The sequence below is a fragment of the Lentzea sp. NBRC 102530 genome, assembly GCF_030269365.1.
Lineage (GTDB): Bacteria > Actinomycetota > Actinomycetes > Mycobacteriales > Pseudonocardiaceae > Lentzea.
The window spans coordinates 12,526-31,266 of the sequence record NZ_BSTF01000036.1; the positions used below are offsets into that span (position 1 = coordinate 12,526).

The following is an 18,741-nucleotide window of genomic DNA, read 5'->3' on the forward strand; positions in this document are numbered from 1 at the left end:
ACGAACTCAGCCCTTCACGGCGCCCGACGCGAGGCCGGTCACCAGGAACCGCTGCACCAGGTAGAACACGACGATCGCCGGAATCGCGACCAGGATGGACGCGGCCGCGAGGTGCCCCCACTCGGTCCGGTTCTGCTGCACGAACACCTGCAGGCCGACGGCCAGCGTCTTCGACTCGTCGGCGGCGGACAGGAAGGCGGACGCGAACGCCACCTCGCCCCAGGCCGTGAGGAACGCGTAGAACGACGTCACCGCGAGACCCGGCTTGGCCAGCGGCATGATCAGCCGCCAGAACACGCCGAACGGCGACAGCCCGTCCACGCGACCGGCCTCGTCGATGTCCGACGGCACGGTGTCGAAGTAGCCCTTGAGCATGTACGTGCAGAACGGCACCGCGGTGGTGCAGTAGACGAGCACGAGCCCGAACGTGGAACCGTTGAGGCCCAACGCGATCAGGATGTTGTACAGCGGCACGATCAGCACCGCGAACGGGAACATCTGCACCAGCAGGAACGACATCATCAGCGATCGCTTGCCGGGGAACCGGAAGCGCGAGGCCGCGTACCCGGTGGTGGCCGACAGGAACACCGCGATGACCGTGGTGAGCAACGCGATCACGACCGAGTTGCCGAACCACGCGAGGAAGTTCCCCTTGTCCCCGGCCAGGATCCGCGTGTAGTTGTCCACTGAGGACTCGTTGAACAACTTCGGCGACGGCTCGACGGCGCGGGCGTCCGGCTTCAGGGACGTGATGAACACCCAGAAGACCGGGAACACCGAGATGATCGAGGCGATCACCAGTGCGCCGTGCAGACCGATGGAGGCCAACGGTGAACGGTCGGCGCGCTTGCGCACCGGGCCGGCGGCTTGGACGACCTTCAAAGAAGAAGCGTCGAGCGTCATCACCACACCTCGCCCTGCTTGCGCAGCGCCCGCCGGTAGACCGCGGCGAACACCAACAACACCGAAAGGATCAGCACGCCGTAGGTCGACGCGATGGCGTAGTCGCGGGACGCGCCGGAGAAGAAGCGCTCGAACGCGTAGGTCACCAGGATCCGCGTGTTCGGGTTCGGGCCCGCGATCAGGTAGATGACCGGGAACATGTTGAACGTCCAGATGATGCCGAGCAGCACCACCGTCGACGACACCGAACGCAGGCCCGGCAGCGTCACGTGGCGGAAGCGCTGCCACGGCGTGGCGCCGTCCATCTCCGCGGCCTCGTAGAGGTCACCGGGGATCGACTGCAGGCCACCGAGCAGGGCCACCATCATGAACGGCGTGCCCAGCCAGACGTTCACGATGATCACCGAGACGAGCGCCCAGTTCGACTGACCGAGCCACACGGGGTCCGGCAGGCCGACGGAACGCAGCAGCTGGTTGATGATCCCGTACTGCGCGTTGAACATGTACTTCCACGCGAACGCGCTGATGAACGCGGGCACGGCCCACGGCAGGATCAGCAGCACGCGGTACAGCGTGCGGCCCTTCACCTGGCGGTTCAGCAGCAACGCCAAGCCGAGACCGATGGTGTAGTGGAAGAACACGCACGAGAACGTCCAGATCAGCGTGCGCACCAACGTCGACCAGAACGCGCCGAACGACTCGCCGCCCGAGAGGACGTTGAGGTAGTTCTTGAAGCCCACCACGTCGTAGGTCGCGGGGCGTTCGAGGATCGGGTTGGCGATGTTGCCTTCGTTGATGTTCGTGAAGGTGAAGAACACGCCCTGCGCGAGCGGGTAGAGCACCAACACCGCGATGACCACCACGACCGGCAGCACCATCGCATACGCGTACCAGTACCTGTCCAGGAACCGACGCACCGAGACTCCCCTTCCGGCGAACGGCCGGGGCTCGCGAGAACCCCGGCCGCTCGTCACGATCAGCCGATCGAGTACTCGGTGACGACCTTCTCCTTGTACGCCTTCGCGACGTCGTCAAGGGCGGTCTTGGCGTCCTTCTTGCCGGCCAGGAAGTCCGCGTAGCCGATCTTCAGCGGGTCGAAGAGCTCGCCGCCCTCGGGGATCCACGGACGCTCGTGCGCGACCTTGGTGACCGGCTCGAACGCGGCCACGACGGCGTTCGCCTTGACGTCGGCGTTCTGGTAGGCCGACTTGCGGGTCGGCAGCAGGCCGAGTTCCTTGGCGATGGTCGCCTGCGACTCGACCGACGACATGCACTGGATGAACTTGACGGACGACTGCTTCGCCTTGGTGCCCTGGCGGATCACGTAGTCGTGGCCACCGACCGGCGCGCTGCCCTTGCCCGCGGACGGGCCGGGGACGGCGGCGATGCCGAGGTTCGCCGGGTCGCTGAACGCGGCGCCCTTGAGGTAGTCGGCGACGGCCCACGGGCCGTTGATGACCATGGCGGCCTCACCGGACGAGAACGCGGCCTGCATGTTCGAGTACGAGTTCGTCGCGTCGAGCGCCGTGGTCGCGGACTTCGAGTCCAGCAGGCCCTTCGCGGTCTCCAGCGCCTTCACGTTCTGCGCGGAGTTCACGACGATCTTCTTGGCGGAGGCGTCGACCAGGTCGCCGCCCTCGCCGTAGATGAACGGCAGCGCGTAGTACGCGTCGTTGTTGAGGAAGAACGCCTTCTCGCCGCCCAGCTTGGCGGCCGCGGCCTTGAGCTCGTCCCACGTCTTCGGCGCCTCGACACCGGCGTCGGCGAGCTTCTTCTTGTTGTACAGCAACGCGAGCGAGTCGGTCACCTGCGGCACGGCGTAGGTCTTGCCCTCGTACTTCGTGGAGCCGAGCGGGGCCTCCAGGAAGTCGGACGTGTCCTTCGCCAGGTCGGTGTCGGACAGGTCGGCGACGTAGCTGAGCTTCGCGAGCTGCGGCACCCACGCGACCTCGGAGCGGAAGACGTCGGGGCCCTGGCCACCCTGGGCGGCGGTCTTGTAGTTGTTGAGCGCGCCGTCGAAGGCCTGCGTCTCAACCTTGACCTTGTAGCCGTCCTTGGTGGCACAGCCTTCCGCGATCTTCTTGAACACCGGGCTCTCGTTGGGACCACTGGTGTCCCAGAAGGTCACCTCACCCGAGTCGGATCCGCTGTTGCTGCTCGATCCGCCGCTTCCGCAGGCGGTGAGCACGAGGGCGACACCCGTCGCCATGGCGGTCACGAGGGTTGTCCGTCGCATCGTTGCTGCCGTTCCCTCCAGCTGGGGCCTCGCCTCCGAGTGAGACAAGGGTCTTGCAAGGTTTTGCGAGAATGTTGCGGGCGATTTCACTACCAGAACCATGGTCAGGTCAAGACGTGGACCGTAACCAAGCCGTAACGGCCCTGTCTTGCAAACGCTCATTGCAAAATTTTTCCGAACGCGGCAGGCTTGCCCCGAACCCGATCTGAGCTGGGAGGCAACGTGTCCGGACTGTCCGAGATCGCCAGGGCAGCCGGGGTGTCCATCTCGACCGTCAGCCGTGTTCTCAACAGGCGCGCAGGTGTGAACGAGGAGACCCGGCAGCGCGTGCTGTCGGTCCTCGCGGAGATGCCGTACACCCCGCGCGGACTCGGTGCGCTGCAACGCACCGGCGTGATCGGCCTGCTCGTACCGGAGCTCTCGAACCCGGTGTTCCCCGCGTTCGCCGAGGCGCTCGAGACGCGGGCCGCACGCCTGGGCTACTCGTCGCTGCTGTGCAACACCCGCAGCGGTGCCCCGATGGGCGAGGAGGAGTACGTCCGGATGCTCCTGGCCCGCGGGGTCGAGGGCATGGTGTTCGTGTCACCGGAGATCACCAACGTCGAGGTGCCGCTCGGCCAGGCGCCGCGGCCGAGCTACTACGCGAAGCTGCTGGCCGACGGCGTGCACATGGTGTTCCTCAACGGCGCCACGCCCGCGCTGGACGTGCCGGACGTGACGGTCGACGAGCAGCTCGCGGGCTACATGGCGACCAGGCACCTGATCGAACTGGGCCACGAGCGGATCGGTTTCGTGTCGGGCCCGGCGCGGTCGCTGCCGTCCCGGCTCAAGCGCGCGGGCTGGGCGGCTGCCCTGGAGGAGGACCACCTGCCGGCCGGGTCCGAGTACGTCGCGCACGCGCCGTTCAGCGCGGAGGGCGGCGGCCAGGCCGTGGCGCAGCTGCTCGACACGGTGACCCCGACGGCGGTGATCTGCTCGTCCGACCACATGGCCCTCGGCGTCATGCGCGAGGCGCACCAACGGGGGATCTCGGTACCGGAACAGCTCTCGGTCGTCGGGTTCGACGACATTCCGCTGGCTGCTTACTCGTCGCCCGCTTTGACGACGCTCGCGCAGCCGATCGAGGAGATGGCGGCAGCTGCGATCGACGAGCTCGTGCTGCGCCTGGACCCGGATCGTCGCAGGCAGGGGACCGACAACTACACCCGCGTGTTCCGGCCGAGGCTCGTCGCGAGGGAATCGTCTGCGCCCCCGAAATGAGATGACCGGTTGACCTAATTGGTCTGGACCAACTTCTTGACGGGGCAGATGGGTCGACCAGCGCGGATGCGTCATTTGAGGGACGCGGGTCACCCTGACTTCACGAATTGGTTCTGAACCGTTACGGTCCTTTCATGGCGCGGTCGATGCATGTGCGACGTCCGGCAACGTTGGCCTCTCTGGCCGCTGAGCTGGGCGTTTCCCGGACAACGGTGTCCAACGCGTACAACCGGCCCGACCAGCTCTCTCCCGAGCTGCGTCGGCGGGTGTTGGACACGGCCCGAAGGCTGGGTTATCCCGGCCCGGATCCTGTGGCGCGTTCGTTGCGCACGCGCAAGGCCGGGGCGGTGGGTCTGCTGCTCACCGAGAACCTCTCCTACGCGTTCCGCGACCCCGCCGCGATCGGGTTCCTGGAGGGCCTCGCGCTGGCGTGCGAGGACGCCGGGACCGGTCTGCTGCTGGTGCCCGCGAACCCCGAACGCGAGGACGTCGCGTCCGTGCACCGCGCCGGCGTGGACGGCTTCGTCGTCTACTCCGTGCCGGACGACGACCCGCACCTCGCCGCCGTGCTGGAACGCCCGGTGCCCACCGTCGTCTGCGACCAGCCGGACCTCGGCACCGTGGACCGCGTCGGCATCGACGACCGCGGCGCCATGTACGAACTCGCCAAGCACCTCATCGGCCTGGGCCACCGCCGCATCGGCGTCGTGTGCATGCGTCTCGCGCGTGACCGCAACGACGGCTTCGTGACGCCGGACCGCCAGCACGCCGCGCACTTCCACGTGCAGCGCAACCGCCTGTCCGGCCTCGCCGAGGCGTTCAGCGAGGCGGGCGTCGACTGGTCGCAGGTGCCGGTCGTGGAGCGCTTCGACCACAACATGGCCTCCGGCGCGTCCGGCGCGGCCCAGGTCCTCGACCGCGACCCGCAGGTCACCGCCCTGATCTGCACCTCGGACGTGCTGGCGCTGGGCGCCATGACCGAGGCCGCGCGCCGCGGTCTGCGCGTCCCGCACGACATCACCGTGACCGGGTTCGACGGCATCCGCGCCGGCGAGGAGGCAGGGCTCACGACCGTGCGCCAGCCGGTGCTGGAGAAGGGCCGGGCGGCGGGCAAGCTGCTGCTCGACACCAACGAGCGGTCGCGGCCGCGGTCGGTGAACCTCTCGACCGAGCTGATCATCGGCAAGACGTCGGGACCGCCGCGCGGTGGTGCCGAGGAGCGCTGGTTCGGGCCGTGAGGCCTACCGCTCTAGCCTGAAGACGGCGGGCGCGCTGGCCTTCCCGGCCAGCTTCGCCACCAGCAGGTAGTCGCCGGCGCCGACGCGGGTGTGCGCGCCGCAGCCGGGCTGCGAGGTCGAGCCCGCCCACTTCGTGCCGTAGTTGAAGATCTCCTTCGGCTGCATCACGCGCGTCTCCGAGCCGGTGGCCGCGAGGCAGTGGTTGCTCGACCACAGCACCGTCGCGCCGTCCGCCGTCAGGATCGTGAGCTCACGGTGCTGACGGCCGATGTCCTTGATGCACGGCACCGGCCCGTTGTTGGCGATGTCCATGGACAGTTCCGGCTGGTCACCGATGGTGTAGAAGGGCTTGTTGGCCTTCGCCACGATCCCGATCACGTCGTCCGGGCAGGCCTGCGGCGGCCCGGGAGGCGGAGGCGGCGGGGTGGTCTCGGTCGGCGGGGGCGGCGGGGTCGTGGAGGACGACGACGCGGCCGCCGGGCTCTCGGAGCCGCTCGGTGGCGGGTTCGAGGCCGAGGTCGAGGCCGCGTTGGTCGGCTTCGAGGTCTCCGCGTCGGAGCCGAACATCCCGACGATCCAGATCACGAGCAGCAGTGTGACCAGGGCCGCGGCGATCGCGGCGATGCGGCGGCGCCAGTACACCGTGGGCGGCAGCGGTCCTGTGGGCTCGATCACGGCCCGAACGTAACCGGGCCGTGCGAAATCCAGGCGTAGGCGAGCATCGCTCGATCGGTTGAACGTGACATAGAGCGGAAACCCCTTGTGAACGCGTGCTAACTCCGGTTCCAATCGACGCGGGGTCCGCCGGTAGGCCATGGAGGTGTGTCACATGACCGCGATCGACGAGCTGCTCAAGCGGAACTACGAGCTCGGGAACGTGGTTCCCGGAGACCGTTCGTCCGCGAAGCCGTCCCTGCAGGTAGCCATCCTGACCTGCATGGACTCGCGCATCCGGGTGTTCGAGATCTTCGGTTTGAAGCAGGGCGAGGCGCACGTGCTGCGCAACGCGGGCGGTGTCGTCACGGACGACGCGGTCCGCTCGCTGGCGCTGAGCCAGCGCAAGCTCGGCACGCGTGAGGTGCTGCTGGTGCACCACACGAACTGCGGCCTGGAGATGGTCACCGAAGACGACTTCAAGGACGAGCTGGAGGCCGACACCGGTCTGCGCCCGACCTGGGCCGTCGAGGCGTTCAAGGTGGTCGAGCAGAGCGTGCGCGGGTCGATGGCGCGGCTGCGGCGCAGCCCGTTCATCCCGCACACCGACAAGATCCGCGGGTTCGTCTACGACGTGCACACCGGTGAACTGCGCGAGGTCGACGCGGCGGAGACCGCGGCCGCCTGACTTCTTTCCCGCACGCGGGGCCCTTTCGTTCGTTCAGCGCGAACGAAAGGGCCCCGCGTGCGTTTGGGAGAATGGCGGGCGATGAATCACGAGTTGCTGTTGGGCTGGTGGGACACCGCCGCCCGCGACCTGCCGTGGCGCCGTCCCGACTGCACCGCCTGGGGCGTGTTGATCAGCGAGATCATGCTCCAGCAGACGCCGGTCTCGCGCGTCGAACCGATCTGGCACGAGTGGCTGGCGCGCTGGCCCGTGCCGTCCGCGATGGCCGCCTCCTCGCAGGGTGAGGTGCTGCGGATGTGGGGCAAGCTCGGCTATCCGCGACGGGCCATGCGGCTGCACGAGGCCGCGACCGCGATCGCCCGCGACCACGGTGACGTGGTGCCGTCGGACATCGAGACGCTGGAGTCGTTGCCGGGCATCGGCAGCTACACGGCGCGTGCGGTGGCCACGTTCGCGTACGGGCAGAAGTGCGCCGTCGTCGACACGAACGTCCGACGCGTCGTAGCGCGCGCTGTGCACGGCGCCGGGGACGCCGGGCCGCCGTCGACCAAGCGCGACCTGCGCGACGTCGAGGCGATCCTGCCCGAGGACCAGCACGACGCCGCCGTCTTCTCGGCCGCGTTGATGGAGCTCGGGGCGTTGATCTGCACGGCCAAGAACCAGAAGTGCGCCGACTGCCCGTTGTTCACCGACTGCGCGTGGCAGCTGGCCGGACGGCCCGCCTACGCGGGGCCGGAGAAGAAGGTGCAGAAGTTCGCCGGCACCGACCGGCAGGTGCGCGGCAAGCTGCTGGACGTGCTGCGCGGCGCGCCCGGCCCGGTGCCGAAGATCCAGCTCGACATCGTCTGGAACGACATCACGCAGCGGGAGAAGTGCCTGGTCTCGTTGCTGGACGACGGCCTGGTGGAGCTGACGCGGGACGGCCTGTTCGCACTTCCGGGGGAGCACTGAGATGCACGCGCTGGTGGCGTTCTTCGACGACGCGGCGGACCGGCGCGTCCGCGAGCTGCAGAAGCGGGCCGGCGGGAACTTCAGGTACCCGCCGCACCTGACGTACGCGGTCGCCACCACCATCGGCCCCAAGGTCCGCAAGGAGCTGCGCGAGGACCTCGAACGGCTCTGGATGCCGGACCTCTACCTGCACACGCTCAGCACGTTCTCGACGTCGGAGAACGTGCTGATGCTCGGGGCCGTGGTCGACACCGAACTGCTGGCCGTCCACAGCGCCATCCACGACGTGCTGGCGAGCAAGGTGAAGAACCCGAGCGCCTACTACCTGCCGGGCAACTGGGTGCCGCACTGCACGCTCGTGCACGACGTCGACGACGAGGCGATGAAGGCCGCGTTCGCCGCCGTGTTCCCGGTGGAGCCGATCCGCGCGAAGGTCCGCGAGGTGTCGGTCGTCGACACTCAGACCGGCGAGGTCGACGTGCTCAAGAAGGCCTCCACGGCCCCTCGGTAGACCCACGGCGCGCTGTCGTGCACGACGTGCCCGGCCTCCTCGACGTAGAGGTACTGGCCTCGGGAACGGCGTGCCGCCTCGGCCATCTGCCCTGGCAGCTGACCGCCCTTGCCCGCCTCGATGACGAGCGACGGGCATTTCACGGCGTCGATGAAGTCCCAGTACGCGCGGGTGCCCCAGTGGCCGGCGATCTCGTACAGGTCGTCCATCTCGGCGATCAGGTGCCAGCCGTCCGCGCGTTCCTCGAAGTACTCGGCGAACAGCGCCGCGCCGAAGTACTGGCGGATGTGCCCGAGCGACTGGAAGGGCACCGGCCACGCGTCGAAGAGCCACTTCCACTCGTCGACCGTGCGGCCGCGGTTGTCCGGGGCGAAGTCCTCGACCACAATCGCGCGCACCAGGTCCGGACGGGCCGCCGCGAGGCACCACGCGTGCAGCCCGCCCATGGAGTGCCCGATCACGACGGCGGGCCCGAGATCGAGGTCCTCGATCGCCCGCGCGGCGTCGGCGACGAAGTCCTCGGTGCGAAAGGGGCCCCGCTGCTGGTTGCGGCCGTGTCCGCGCTGGTCGATCGCGACCACCCGACCGAAGGGCTCGAGCCACTGCGCGACCGGCCACCAGGCGGTGGCCCTGCTCATCAGACCGTGCAGCAGCAGCACGCCCTGACCCGTTCCGCCGAACTCCACCACCGACACAGGGATGATTAACGCATGAAGGCCCGTCCGTACCTGATCGCCCTGGTGTTGATCGTGCTCGTCGCCGGCCTGCTCGTCGTGTTCAGAACGCCGAGCAACGACCCGGCGCGGCAGGACACGTCGTCGCAGGCAGCGGTGGAGGCCGGGGCGGGCGCGGGCGACCCGTACTACCCGACGGACGGCAACAGCGGGTACGACGTGACCCTCTACGACCTCGCCATCAGCTACGACCCGGAGTCGAAGAAGCTCGACGGCGTCGCGACGATCACCGCGACGGCCTCGCAGGACCTGTCGCGCTTCAACCTCGACCTCGAGGGCCTGGAGGTCAGCGACGTGAAGGTCGCGGGCCAGGCCGCGAAGTTCGCGCACCAGGGCGACCACGAGCTCGTGATCACGCCGGCGGCCCCGCTCGCCTCGGGCAGGCCGTTCACGACCGTCGTCACCTACGGCGGCGAGCCCACCACGATCAACGACGCCTCGCTGGGCCGCAGCGGCTGGCAGATCTCCTCCACCGGCGGCGCCTTCGCCGCAGGTCAGCCGCACTCCGCGACCACGTGGTTCCCGGCCAACGACACCCCGCGCGACAAGGCGGCGCTGAAGGTCGCGGCGCGCGTCCCGGACGGCTGGACGGCCATCTCCAACGGCCTCGAAGGACCGGTCACGCGCGAGGGCGGCTGGACGACGTTCACCTGGTCGGAGGAGACCCCGCTCGCGACCTACCTGGCCACCGTGGCGATCGACAGGTTCGAGGTCGTGCGCTCGACCCTGCCGAACGGCACGCCGGTGGTCGACGCCTACGCGCCCGGCACGTCCGCGTCGAAGAAGCCGATCCAGTCGCAGGGCCCGGAGGTCATCGCGTACCTGGAGACGAAGTTCGGCCCGTACCCGCAGCGCGCCGCCGGCAGCATCTGGGTGGCCGACCAGATCGGGTTCTCGCTGGAGACCCAGACGCGCCCGGTCTACGCGGCCTGGGCCGACCTGGAGACCGTCGTGCACGAGAACGCCCACCAGTGGTTCGGCGACTCGGTGTCCATCGAGAACTGGGCGGACATCTGCCTGAACGAGTGCCTCGCCTCCTACTCGCAGTGGCTGTGGCTGGAGCACGAGGGCACCGATCTCGACCAGCGCTACCGCGACCAGGTCGAGCAACGGCGCGAGCGGTCCTCGTTCTGGGCGCCGAAGCTCTACGACATGGGCCAGGGCAACGAGTTCCGCGGCGTCTACGACAAGGGCCTGCTCGGCATGCACGCGCTGCGCAAGCAGGTCGGGGACGACGTGTTCTTCAAGGCGTTGCAGGCGTGGGCGACGCAGCACCGCGACGGCAACGCCTCGTGGCCGGAGTTCGAGGAGCACTTCAACAAGGCCTCGGGGCAGGACCTGACGGCGTTCTTCAAGGCGTGGTTCCGGGACTCGGGCATTCCCGACGATCAGTACCTGCTGCCCGCCGGGGTGCGTCGCTAGCGGCGCGGCCCGACTCCGTGCCGGGCATTCCGCGGTCAGACGGGTGCATCGTGACGCCGCCCCCGTGTCCTCGTACTGGTTGTACGGGGGCGCGGGGGCGGCGTCACGAGGTGCCCTGCTGAGCGTGGAAGGTCCGCCGCGGAGTCGGGGTGCGCCGCTAGAGTCGGTGTCATGGCAGTCGTGAAGATCAACGCGATCAAGGTTCCCGAGGGCAACGGCCCCGAGCTCGAGAAGCGGTTCGCCGCCCGCCTGGGCGTGGTCGACGGCCAGCCCGGCTTCCTGGGCTTCGAGCTCCTGCGCCCGGTGTCCGGCGACGACCGCTACTTCGTCGTGACGCACTGGGAGACGCACGAGGACTTCGTGGCGTGGCGCGGGAGCCAGGCCAGCGCGGAGGCCCACTCGGGTGAGCGCGCGAAGCCCGTGGCGTCCGGCGCGGACCTGCTGGAGTTCGAGGTCGTGCTGGGCAGCAAGCCCAAGCAGTGATCGAAGAGGCCTACGACAGAGCCGCCGAGCTGATCGCCGGCGCGGACGCCGTCCTGGTCTGCGCCGGTGCCGGCATCGGCGTCGACTCCGGTCTGCCGGACTTCCGCGGCACCGAGGGCTTCTGGCGGGCGTACCCGCCGTACGAGCGGCTCGGGCTGAAGTTCGAGGAGATCGCCGACCCGGTGCACTTCGCCGACGATCCCGCGCTGGCGTGGGGTTTCTACGGCCACCGGCTGCGGCTGTACCGCGAGACGGTGCCGCACGAGGGCTTCGCCGTGCTGCGGTCGTGGGGCGCGCGGGTGTTCACGTCCAACGTGGACGGTCAGTTCCAGAAGGCGGGCTTCGCGGACGTCGCCGAGGTGCACGGGTCGATCCACCACGCCCAGTGCGTGGAACCGTGCACGGACGAGATCTGGGAGTGCTCGTTCGACGTCGAGGTCGATCCGGAGTCGATGCGCGCGGTGGGCCCGTTGCCGTCGTGCCCGTCGTGCGGCGGCCTGGCGCGGCCCAACATCCTGATGTTCGGCGACTGGGGCTGGGTGCCGCACCGCAGCCGGCGGCAGCTCGACGAACTGACGGAGTGGCGGCGTTCGAAACGGCTGGCGGTGATCGAGATCGGGGCCGGCACCGCCGTCCCGACCGTGCGCCGTCAGGCCGAGCTGGCCAGTGCCGCTTCCGGGGCCCTCATCCGCATCAACACGCGCGAACCGGACGTCCGCCACGGCAGGGGCGTCTCCCTGCCCGCGGGCGCCCTGGAGGCCCTCACAGCCTTGGCACGACGAACTGCGTGACGACGGCCCGGTGATCGCTGCCGGGCACGTCGAACACGTCGACCGTGTCCACGATGATCTTCGAGTCCACCAGCACGTGGTCGATGGTGACGGGCGGCGGCCAGAACCCGCTGTTGCTCGGCCACGTGTGGATGAGCCCCTTGCCGACCTGGTCGGCCGCGTCCACGTAGCCCTTGTTCAGCAACCGGTTGAGCCCGACGTGGTCGAGCGTGGCGTTGAAGTCCCCGGCCAGCACCCGCAACGCCCCGGTCGAGTCGGGCGAGGGCAGCCCGGCCAACTCCCGCTGCCACGCCTCCGGCCCGGCCGTCACCACGGGCGGCAACGGGTGCACCGACACCACCTCGACGTCCTTGCCCGGCAGGTCCACCAACGCCCCTGCCTGCTGCAACGTGCCGGGAGGCGTCAGGTTCCGCTGTCGCAGCGGGTACCTCGACGCGAGACCACTGCCCGACCCGCCCGGCTCGTCGAGGAACACCCGGTTGGGCAACACCTGGTTCAGCCCGGCGCGGTCGAGGTCGCGCACCATCTCCGGCGTCAGCTCCTGCAACGCCAGGACGTCGACGTCGCGCTTCCTGACCTCCTGCACGATGAACTCCGCGTCGGCGATGCCGGTGAGCAGGTTCGAGGTCATCAACCGGACCTGCTGCCCCACCCCGTTCGGCCGCGCGTCGGAGAACGCCCGCGGCGCCACGTTCGCGACCAGCACGATCCCGACGAGTGTCATCGTCAACCCGATGACCCATCGCCGACGCATGAGGGCGAACAACCCGATCAGCAGGCCGAGAACTGTGTAGTAGGGCGTCAACGAGGTGGCGGCGATCATGTACCGCGTCCCGTCGATGCCGAGCAGCCTGACCAGCGCCGCCGTGACGAACGCCAGCGCACACACGAACAGCAAGAACGTGGCGAACCCGTTCCTCGGCGCCTTCACCTCGGTGGTGACCACGCCGTGCAGTGTCGCCGACCGCTCGTCAGTCTCCGGTGTGGTCCCCATGCTCCAGAGGACGGCCGGCAGCCCCCATCCGTTGCCCGCCGAAAATTGTCAGACCCCTCCGCCATGCTGGTCCCAACCGACCAGCAGGGGGAACCGATGGGCGCCAAGGACTGGATGCTCTTCTACGCATCGGACGACGTCAGCAAGGTGCTGAGAGCGTCACCGAAGATCGACCGCGAGGCCACCGAGGCCTTCGTGCGCCGCCTCTACCCGTCACACGACCTGACCCCGATCGAGGACGGCAACCTCCACTACGGCAACCCACCGGAGGGCACCGTCTACGCGGGCGTCTTCCCGGGTCTCTCGATCATCTGCACCTGGGAGGCCGCGGGCGACTCGTACACCGACCTGCCCGCGCACTTCATCACCGAGGCAGCCGGCCGCACCCTCTACCTGCACGCCATGCACAGCGTCGTGGACTTCTTCTCCTACGCGATCTGGGAACCGGACGGCACCCTGCGCCGCGCCTACAGCCTCTCCCCCGACTCCGGCGTCATCGCCGACGTGGGCGCACCCCTGCCGTTCGAGGAGAAGTACCGGGCAGGCGACCCGGAGTTCCTCGAATCCCTCGACGAGGGCGACGAGTACCCGTTCCGCTTCCACCCGCTGGACCTGGCCGAGGCGGCCCTGCGTGAACTGTTCGGCTTCAACTACGAGGGCGCTTGGCATGACGACGACCCCGAGCTGGAGGAGGTGGTGCTGGCGGGTTACTCCGTCACGCCGCGCTGACCCGCTGCTTCGCGCCGGGTACCAGTTCGAGCAGCTCGATGATCGCGTCGACCAGCCGCAGCAGGAACACCTCGTGGATCGGCTGCTCGAACACGGTCCAGGCGATCCCGCTGTCGAGGCAGAGGTTCTGCAGCACCGGCCGCCTGGTGCGGGCGAGCAGCAACTCGACCATGTCGGGGTTGAACACGTGCGCCGCCCCGGCCAGGTCACTGGTGTACGCCACGTAGGCGTGGTCCACCGACGCCGGCAACCGCAGCTGCATCCACAGCGGCTGTTCCTGGCGCGCGACGGTCGGGGGCATGTCGGCGACCGAACCCCCTCCGCCCCCACCGCCGTACACCTGCTTGATCTTCAGGGACACCAGGTCGTTGGTGGCGACCTCGATCCTGGTCTCGCGGGCCGTCCTGGTGCTGGTCGACGTCGCCACCTCCATCGACGCCTCGGTGACGCGCACCCGCCACCCGTTGCGGGTGAACTCCAGGGCGTGGTCGAACCGAGCCGCGGAGGCCCGGCCGAGCCACTTGAGCAGCGAGCCGTACTGGCTGCCCATCGCCCGCGAGCTCTCGGCCGACCAGGGCAGAGCACCGGCGCTCCGGTCCTCCAGCACGCCGCCGAGCCTCTCCGCGAGTGCGGCGAGCTCGGCGACCCGCGCCCGCTCCTCCTTACGGCGACTCCGCAGAACCAGCAGGTACACCCCAACGCCGAACAGGCACAGGCACGCCACGAGGAGCCAGAGGCGCAGCTCGTACGAATCCACGGTCAGAGGGTGGCAGCGGGATGCCGCGGCCGCGCACCGGGCATCCGGTCGAGCAGCCCGCAGATCGTGTCGACGACGGTCATCAGGTCGTCCGGGTAGACGTGGTCGTGCACGACCAGGTAGATGAAGCCCGACTCGAAGGTCAGTGTCATCTGCCTGGCCCAGGTGGGCAGGCTCTCCGCCTGATCGATGAGCCAGTGCAGCGCGTCGAAGTTCAGCTCGCGCGCAGCCGCCGCGGGATCACTGCCGTACGCGGAGAACTCCTGGTCCATCGGCGGCGCCAACGGCACCGGCACCCACTCGGCACCAGCCTGCTTGACCGTCTCCGGCGCGTGGTTGCCGATCAGCTTCCGGTTCTCCTCCAAGCGGTTGGGGGACAACGGCTGCCCGTGAATGCCGTACTTGTCCGGCCGAGTGACCCTCAGGGGCGCCAGCCGCGCGGTGGCGATCTCAACGCGGTGTTCCTGCAGGAAGCGCACCCCGAAGCCGGGTGAGTCGTACCGGATGGACGCCTCGGTCACCCGCACGTGCCAATGGCCGCGTTGGAAGTCCATCGACAGGTCGAACTGCCGCTTCGACCTGAACGCGATCGAGAACTCGTTCCAGAACGGCTTGCAGAGCTCTCCCGTCCACATCGCCGCCTCACCGAGACCGAGCAGCTTGCCACCGAGCCGCTGCACGAGTGGCGCAAGGGCGGCGATCTGCTCCTCGCGCCTCTTCGCGTGGCCGCGGAACTGCAACCACCGTCGCACGACGAGAAAGACGATCATGACGCCGAGGCCGGTCAGGACGAGGGGGTTGAGCAGGTAACCGGTAACCCACAGCTTCAGAAGATCCATCAGATGTCCAGAAACCCTTCGATGCGCTACTTCGAGTGATCGGTGGCGCGGCAGGCGCCTCGTCGCCGAAGATCGACTACGAGGTCTTCACACACCGCCTGCACCACACGGGGGTGGCGCTCGGGAGTTACACCGCGACGTCGCGGTGACTGCCCGGGACGAGACTGAGGAGGTCGACGATCGCGTCGACCTTCCGGACCACGAACTGCGGCAGGATCGGTCCGTCGACGACGCAGTAGGCGACCCCTGCCTCGATGCACAGGTTGGGCAGCTCGTGCTGCCTGGTCTGCCTGAGCAGCCATTCGACGACGTCCTCGTTGAAGAAGTCCGCCGCCGCTGACAGGTCGCTGGCGTACGCCACGAACGCGTGGCTGATCGACAACGGCAACCGCAACGGCATCCACAGCGGACGGTCCTCGCGTTCGACGCTGACCGGCATCTCACCGGCCCAGCGCGACCCGAGTCCTCCGCCGTAGACCTGCGTGATCTTCAACGCCACCAGGTCCGCGGTGGCCACTTCGATCCGCGTCTCGTAGGTCGTGTTCGTGCCGACCGACGAGACGATCTCCATCGACGCCTCGGTGACCCGCACGTGCCACCCGTTCCGCGAGAAGTCCAGCGCGTAGTTGAAGTTCGCCCCCGACGCACGCCCGAGCCATTTCACCAACGTGCCGTACTCGTCGTCCATCGCACGCTCGAGGTCGGCCGACCACGGCCGCACGTCACCGCCCTCGTCCACGAGGGTGCCACCGACACTCGCCGCGAACTCGCTCAGCTCAGCGCGCCGAGCACGTTCTGCTTTCCTCCGGCCGCGTCGGATCAGCGCGTAACCCAGAGCCACCAGTGCGCCGAGGAACGCCACGAGAAGCGCGAGATTCAGCTCCCAGGAGTCCGTCACAGGTCGAGATCCCCTTCGATCCGGTGCTTCTGCCGGTCCGCACCGGTGTTGTCGTACTCGTCGCTCTTCACGTAGTTGCCGATGTTCCGCACGGGCTTGTCGATGCCGGCGTTCGCTCCCGTGCCGACACCGAACTGACTGCGCACCGCGTCGATCGCCGCGGTCTTCACCGCTTTCGGGAACCCGCCTGCGACCCGCTCGCCGATCATGCCCTTGTCGCTGCCCCACAACTTGGCGACCGCCGGCACCGGGACGCCGGTGAAGCCGCGCTCGGGGTCCTTCTTGCTGACCTCCTTGACGAGGTCGGCGAGCGCGACGTTCGTCCTCTTGTCGGCCATGGACTTCTGGAACGCCGTCCGCACGTTCTTGATCCTGCCCACCAGCCCGCGTAGGAACGCCATGATCTTGTCGAGGAACTGGCGCAACCTGGCGACGATGCGCGCGACCCGGCTGCCGGTCGTCGCGACGCGAACGCCGGTGGCCGCACCGGCAGCGGCCGTCGACGCGCCGAAACTCGGCACCGCGGCCGCCAGGGCGGGAATCCAGATCATGACCAGCCAGGTGATCAACTCGGTGAGGATCGCCTTGATGAAGTCCTCGACGATCGTCATGATCATGCTGGACACCTGCAGCATGCTCGCGAGCTCACCTGCCTGACCCGCGACACCGTCGATGCCGTTGGCGAACTCGCCGAGCTTGGTGCTCGCCACCTCGGACGTCTGCCCGCCCCAGGTCTGCACCGCGCTCTGCAGGTCGGCGTCGAACTTCGCCCTCATGTCGGCAACGCCCTTGGCGATGTTGTTGAAGTTCTCCGCCGCCTGCTGCAACGCGGGACCGTCGCCGCTGACGAAGTGGATCGCGTCCTCCAGTGGCTGCACCACGCTGATCAGGAAGTTCAGGCCCTGCCCGACCAACCAGCCGATCGGGTCGGTCGCGATGCCGTAAGCCGACGTCCCAAGAGATCCGAGGACCGCCGCTCCCTCGGAAGCGAGTCCGATCACCTCGGAACCGTCCGCACCATCGCTGAACTTGCCGGCGGCGTCGGCGGTCTTGAGGTAGTTCCCGTAGAACGGGGCGGCCTCCGCCATCTTCCTGCCGGTGGTCTTCTCCCCGACCGTGATCTCCACGCCGCCGGCGCTGGTCTTCTGCTCCGCCACGGTGCGCCCCTACTTCCGGTCGATCTCGACCTGGATGCCGTTGAAGATCTTCTTCAACGCCTCTTCCTGGTCCGCGTAGCCCTGCGCGGTCCCCCGGAACTTGCCGGCGCCGGACTGGAGCCCTTCCTGCATGTCGGTGAACAGGTCTTTCAGGTCACCGAGCATCCGGGTGTAGTTGTCCTTGGTGACGAGGCCGACGACGCCCCACGACTTGTCGCCGACATCAGCCTTGTCGACGAGTCCGGCGATCTGCGCGGCCCGGCTCTGGTGAGCCTCGAGCTTGCCCGCGAACTGCCGGAGTTCCTCCGGATTGACGTCGAACCCGCTCATCGGCCGCCGTCCTCGTCGTCGTAGAGGTTGAGGAATCGGTCGTCCTTCTTGGACGGTTGCGGCGCCTGAGGTGATCCTGTCGCCCAGGAGTCACCACGAAGGACGTTCTGGTCCGAGAAGTCCTCCGCTGGTTCGGGCGCCGGACGTCGGGGTGGTGCCGGCGGCCGCGCCTGGCCGGCGGGGGGAGCTTGCGGAGCGGGTGGCGGCGGAGATGGCGGCGCTGGGTGAGGTGTGGCAGGGGAAGCGCCTTCGTCCGCTGTCGCTCGGCGCAGGTCCTCGGTGCTCATGCCGAACAGCTGGGCCTGGGTTTCCAGCACCTGGTCCTTGAGGTGCATGTCGTCTCCCAGCGCGCCTTCGACGATCCCAGCCTGACGGCGTGCCGCCTCCGCGACCGCCTTCTGCAGCGTCGACATCAGCTCCGCGGCCAACGCGTGCGGTGGGCGACGCATCGCCTGATCGGTGAGCCTGATGTCCTTGATGGACCCCGAGGGGCCCGCCACCACCGTCACCGCGCGATCGGCCGACGTGGCCACCGCCTCCATCTCGGTCAGCTGTTGTTGCATCTCACCGAGGTTGGCGAACTGCTGGTCGACCCGGTGCATCTGGGCCTGGAACCGCTCGAACTGGGCAACCAACTGGTCGAACTCCGCCGACACGACCGTCCCCCGAATCCCTCGTCAGCGCGCGACCGAGTTGATCGTGCGGGCGGGTCCATGCTGGCAGCGAACTGGCTTTCCGGCAGCAAAACGGGCGAATCAGCTAGATGGATCGATGTCACACGAACGAGACCGGCCCCCGGGCTCGGTGAGCCTGGGGGCCGGTCTCGTTGGTACTGCCTAGATCACTTGCTGGATCACTCGGTTTCGGTCGCCGGGGCGTCCTGCGGGTCGACGGCCGCGGAGGCGGTCAGGTCGACGGGCGGGGCGTCCGGCACGCGGTTCGGCTTGGCCTCGCCGCGAAACACGAACTTCGCCTTGTCGTGGTCGTCCGAGACGCCGTCCCAGCCCTCGATGTCGGTGATGATGATCTGGCCCGGCTGGATCTCGCCGAACAGGATCTTCTCCGACAGCTGGTCCTCGATCTCGCGCTGGATCGTGCGGCGCAGCGGGCGGGCGCCCAGCACCGGGTCGAACCCGCGCTTGGCGAGCAGGGACTTGGCCCTGTCG

The 18,741-nt window shown here is 68.6% G+C and carries 22 protein-coding genes; 9 read left to right on the plus strand and 13 right to left on the minus strand.

Annotated features, from left to right (window positions below; translation table 11 throughout):
* Positions 1-6: 6 nt before the first annotated feature.
* Genes QSK25_RS44505 through QSK25_RS44515 form a run of 3 tightly spaced genes read right to left on the minus strand, consistent with a single transcriptional unit; the run spans position 7 to position 3,139 of the window.
* Complete coding sequence (locus QSK25_RS44505; protein WP_285647691.1) at positions 7-903, minus strand: sugar ABC transporter permease; 897 nt, start codon at positions 901-903, stop codon at positions 7-9.
* Positions 903-1,820 carry a carbohydrate ABC transporter permease gene (locus QSK25_RS44510; protein WP_502881961.1) on the minus strand — a complete coding sequence of 306 codons (918 nt, stop codon included), beginning with the start codon at positions 1,818-1,820 and terminating at the stop codon, positions 903-905. Before QSK25_RS44510 ends, QSK25_RS44505 begins: the two co-directional genes overlap by 1 nt.
* A gap of 59 nt (positions 1,821-1,879) precedes the next feature.
* Positions 1,880-3,139, minus strand: coding sequence for an extracellular solute-binding protein (locus QSK25_RS44515; RefSeq protein ID WP_285647693.1), 1,260 nt, complete (start codon positions 3,137-3,139; stop codon positions 1,880-1,882).
* A 222-nt stretch (positions 3,140-3,361) separates the two neighbouring features.
* Between QSK25_RS44515 and QSK25_RS44520 the strand changes: the two genes are divergently transcribed.
* Positions 3,362-4,399 carry a LacI family DNA-binding transcriptional regulator gene (locus QSK25_RS44520; RefSeq protein WP_285647695.1) on the plus strand — a complete coding sequence of 346 codons (1,038 nt, stop codon included), beginning with the start codon at positions 3,362-3,364 and terminating at the stop codon, positions 4,397-4,399.
* A 134-nt stretch (positions 4,400-4,533) separates the two neighbouring features.
* Positions 4,534-5,637: a LacI family DNA-binding transcriptional regulator gene (locus QSK25_RS44525; protein ID WP_285647696.1), complete on the plus strand. Its 1,104-nt coding sequence runs from the start codon at positions 4,534-4,536 to the stop codon at positions 5,635-5,637.
* Positions 5,638-5,640: 3 nt separating this feature from the next.
* Here the strand turns inward: QSK25_RS44525 and QSK25_RS44530 are convergent, their stop codons facing one another.
* Entirely contained in the window at positions 5,641-6,312 is a 672-nt protein-coding gene (locus QSK25_RS44530) for a hypothetical protein (RefSeq protein WP_285647697.1), read from the minus strand.
* 154 nt (positions 6,313-6,466) lie between these two features.
* Here QSK25_RS44530 and QSK25_RS44535 point away from each other — a divergent pair, with 154 nt between their 5' ends.
* From QSK25_RS44535 to QSK25_RS44545, 3 genes are all read left to right on the plus strand, one after another.
* Positions 6,467-6,979: a beta-class carbonic anhydrase gene (locus tag QSK25_RS44535; protein ID WP_285647698.1), complete on the plus strand. Its 513-nt coding sequence runs from the start codon at positions 6,467-6,469 to the stop codon at positions 6,977-6,979.
* Positions 6,980-7,060: 81 nt separating this feature from the next.
* Positions 7,061-7,930, plus strand: coding sequence for an HhH-GPD family protein (locus QSK25_RS44540; protein WP_285647700.1), 870 nt, complete (start codon positions 7,061-7,063; stop codon positions 7,928-7,930).
* Between the two features lies 1 nt (position 7,931).
* A complete protein-coding gene (locus tag QSK25_RS44545; RefSeq protein WP_285647701.1) occupies positions 7,932-8,441 on the plus strand; it encodes a 2'-5' RNA ligase family protein in 510 nt (169 codons plus the stop codon).
* Here QSK25_RS44545 and QSK25_RS44550 read toward each other — a convergent pair.
* The gene (locus QSK25_RS44550) at positions 8,390-9,136 is read right to left on the minus strand and encodes an alpha/beta fold hydrolase (protein WP_285647703.1); all 747 of its coding nucleotides are present in this window, start codon (positions 9,134-9,136) and stop codon (positions 8,390-8,392) included. The genes QSK25_RS44545 and QSK25_RS44550 overlap by 52 nt on opposite strands.
* Before the next feature lie 15 nt (positions 9,137-9,151).
* On the opposite strand from QSK25_RS44550, the gene QSK25_RS44555 reads away from it, so the two are divergent.
* The 3 genes from QSK25_RS44555 (at position 9,152) to QSK25_RS44565 (ending at position 11,871) form a co-directional block, all read left to right on the plus strand.
* A complete protein-coding gene (locus QSK25_RS44555) occupies positions 9,152-10,597 on the plus strand; it encodes a M1 family metallopeptidase (protein ID WP_285647704.1) in 1,446 nt (481 codons plus the stop codon).
* Positions 10,598-10,768: 171 nt separating this feature from the next.
* A complete protein-coding gene (locus QSK25_RS44560; RefSeq protein WP_285647705.1) occupies positions 10,769-11,080 on the plus strand; it encodes an antibiotic biosynthesis monooxygenase family protein in 312 nt (103 codons plus the stop codon).
* Positions 11,080-11,871 carry an SIR2 family NAD-dependent protein deacylase gene (locus tag QSK25_RS44565; protein ID WP_285647721.1) on the plus strand — a complete coding sequence of 264 codons (792 nt, stop codon included), beginning with the start codon at positions 11,080-11,082 and terminating at the stop codon, positions 11,869-11,871. The genes QSK25_RS44560 and QSK25_RS44565 overlap by 1 nt, the downstream gene beginning before the upstream one ends.
* Here QSK25_RS44565 and QSK25_RS44570 read toward each other — a convergent pair.
* Entirely contained in the window at positions 11,843-12,817 is a 975-nt protein-coding gene (locus tag QSK25_RS44570) for an endonuclease/exonuclease/phosphatase family protein (RefSeq protein ID WP_285647706.1), read from the minus strand. The genes QSK25_RS44565 and QSK25_RS44570 overlap by 29 nt on opposite strands.
* Before the next feature lie 111 nt (positions 12,818-12,928).
* Here QSK25_RS44570 and QSK25_RS44575 point away from each other — a divergent pair, with 111 nt between their 5' ends.
* Positions 12,929-13,594, plus strand: coding sequence for a DUF6928 family protein (locus QSK25_RS44575; protein WP_285647708.1), 666 nt, complete (start codon positions 12,929-12,931; stop codon positions 13,592-13,594).
* On the opposite strand, the gene QSK25_RS44580 is transcribed toward QSK25_RS44575, so the two are convergent.
* The 7 genes from QSK25_RS44580 to QSK25_RS44610 form a co-directional block, all read right to left on the minus strand.
* On the minus strand, positions 13,581-14,351 hold the full coding sequence (locus QSK25_RS44580) for a hypothetical protein (RefSeq protein WP_285647710.1): 771 nt from the start codon (positions 14,349-14,351) through the stop codon (positions 13,581-13,583). The two genes, QSK25_RS44575 and QSK25_RS44580, sit on opposite strands and share 14 nt — an antisense overlap.
* Positions 14,352-14,353: 2 nt before the next feature.
* The gene (locus tag QSK25_RS44585; RefSeq protein WP_285647711.1) at positions 14,354-15,190 is read right to left on the minus strand and encodes a hypothetical protein; all 837 of its coding nucleotides are present in this window, start codon (positions 15,188-15,190) and stop codon (positions 14,354-14,356) included.
* Between the two features lie 127 nt (positions 15,191-15,317).
* A complete protein-coding gene (locus QSK25_RS44590; RefSeq protein WP_285647713.1) occupies positions 15,318-16,088 on the minus strand; it encodes a hypothetical protein in 771 nt (256 codons plus the stop codon).
* Positions 16,085-17,245, minus strand: coding sequence for a WXG100 family type VII secretion target (locus QSK25_RS44595; protein WP_285647714.1), 1,161 nt, complete (start codon positions 17,243-17,245; stop codon positions 16,085-16,087). The genes QSK25_RS44590 and QSK25_RS44595 overlap by 4 nt, the downstream gene beginning before the upstream one ends.
* A 9-nt stretch (positions 17,246-17,254) precedes the next feature.
* Complete coding sequence (locus QSK25_RS44600) at positions 17,255-17,575, minus strand: WXG100 family type VII secretion target (protein WP_285647716.1); 321 nt, start codon at positions 17,573-17,575, stop codon at positions 17,255-17,257.
* Entirely contained in the window at positions 17,572-18,231 is a 660-nt protein-coding gene (locus QSK25_RS44605) for a YbaB/EbfC family nucleoid-associated protein (RefSeq protein WP_285647718.1), read from the minus strand. The genes QSK25_RS44600 and QSK25_RS44605 overlap by 4 nt, the downstream gene beginning before the upstream one ends.
* A gap of 197 nt (positions 18,232-18,428) precedes the next feature.
* On the minus strand, positions 18,429-18,741 hold a 313-nt coding region (locus tag QSK25_RS44610; RefSeq protein ID WP_502881962.1), incomplete at its 5' end, for a ClpB D2-like domain containing protein.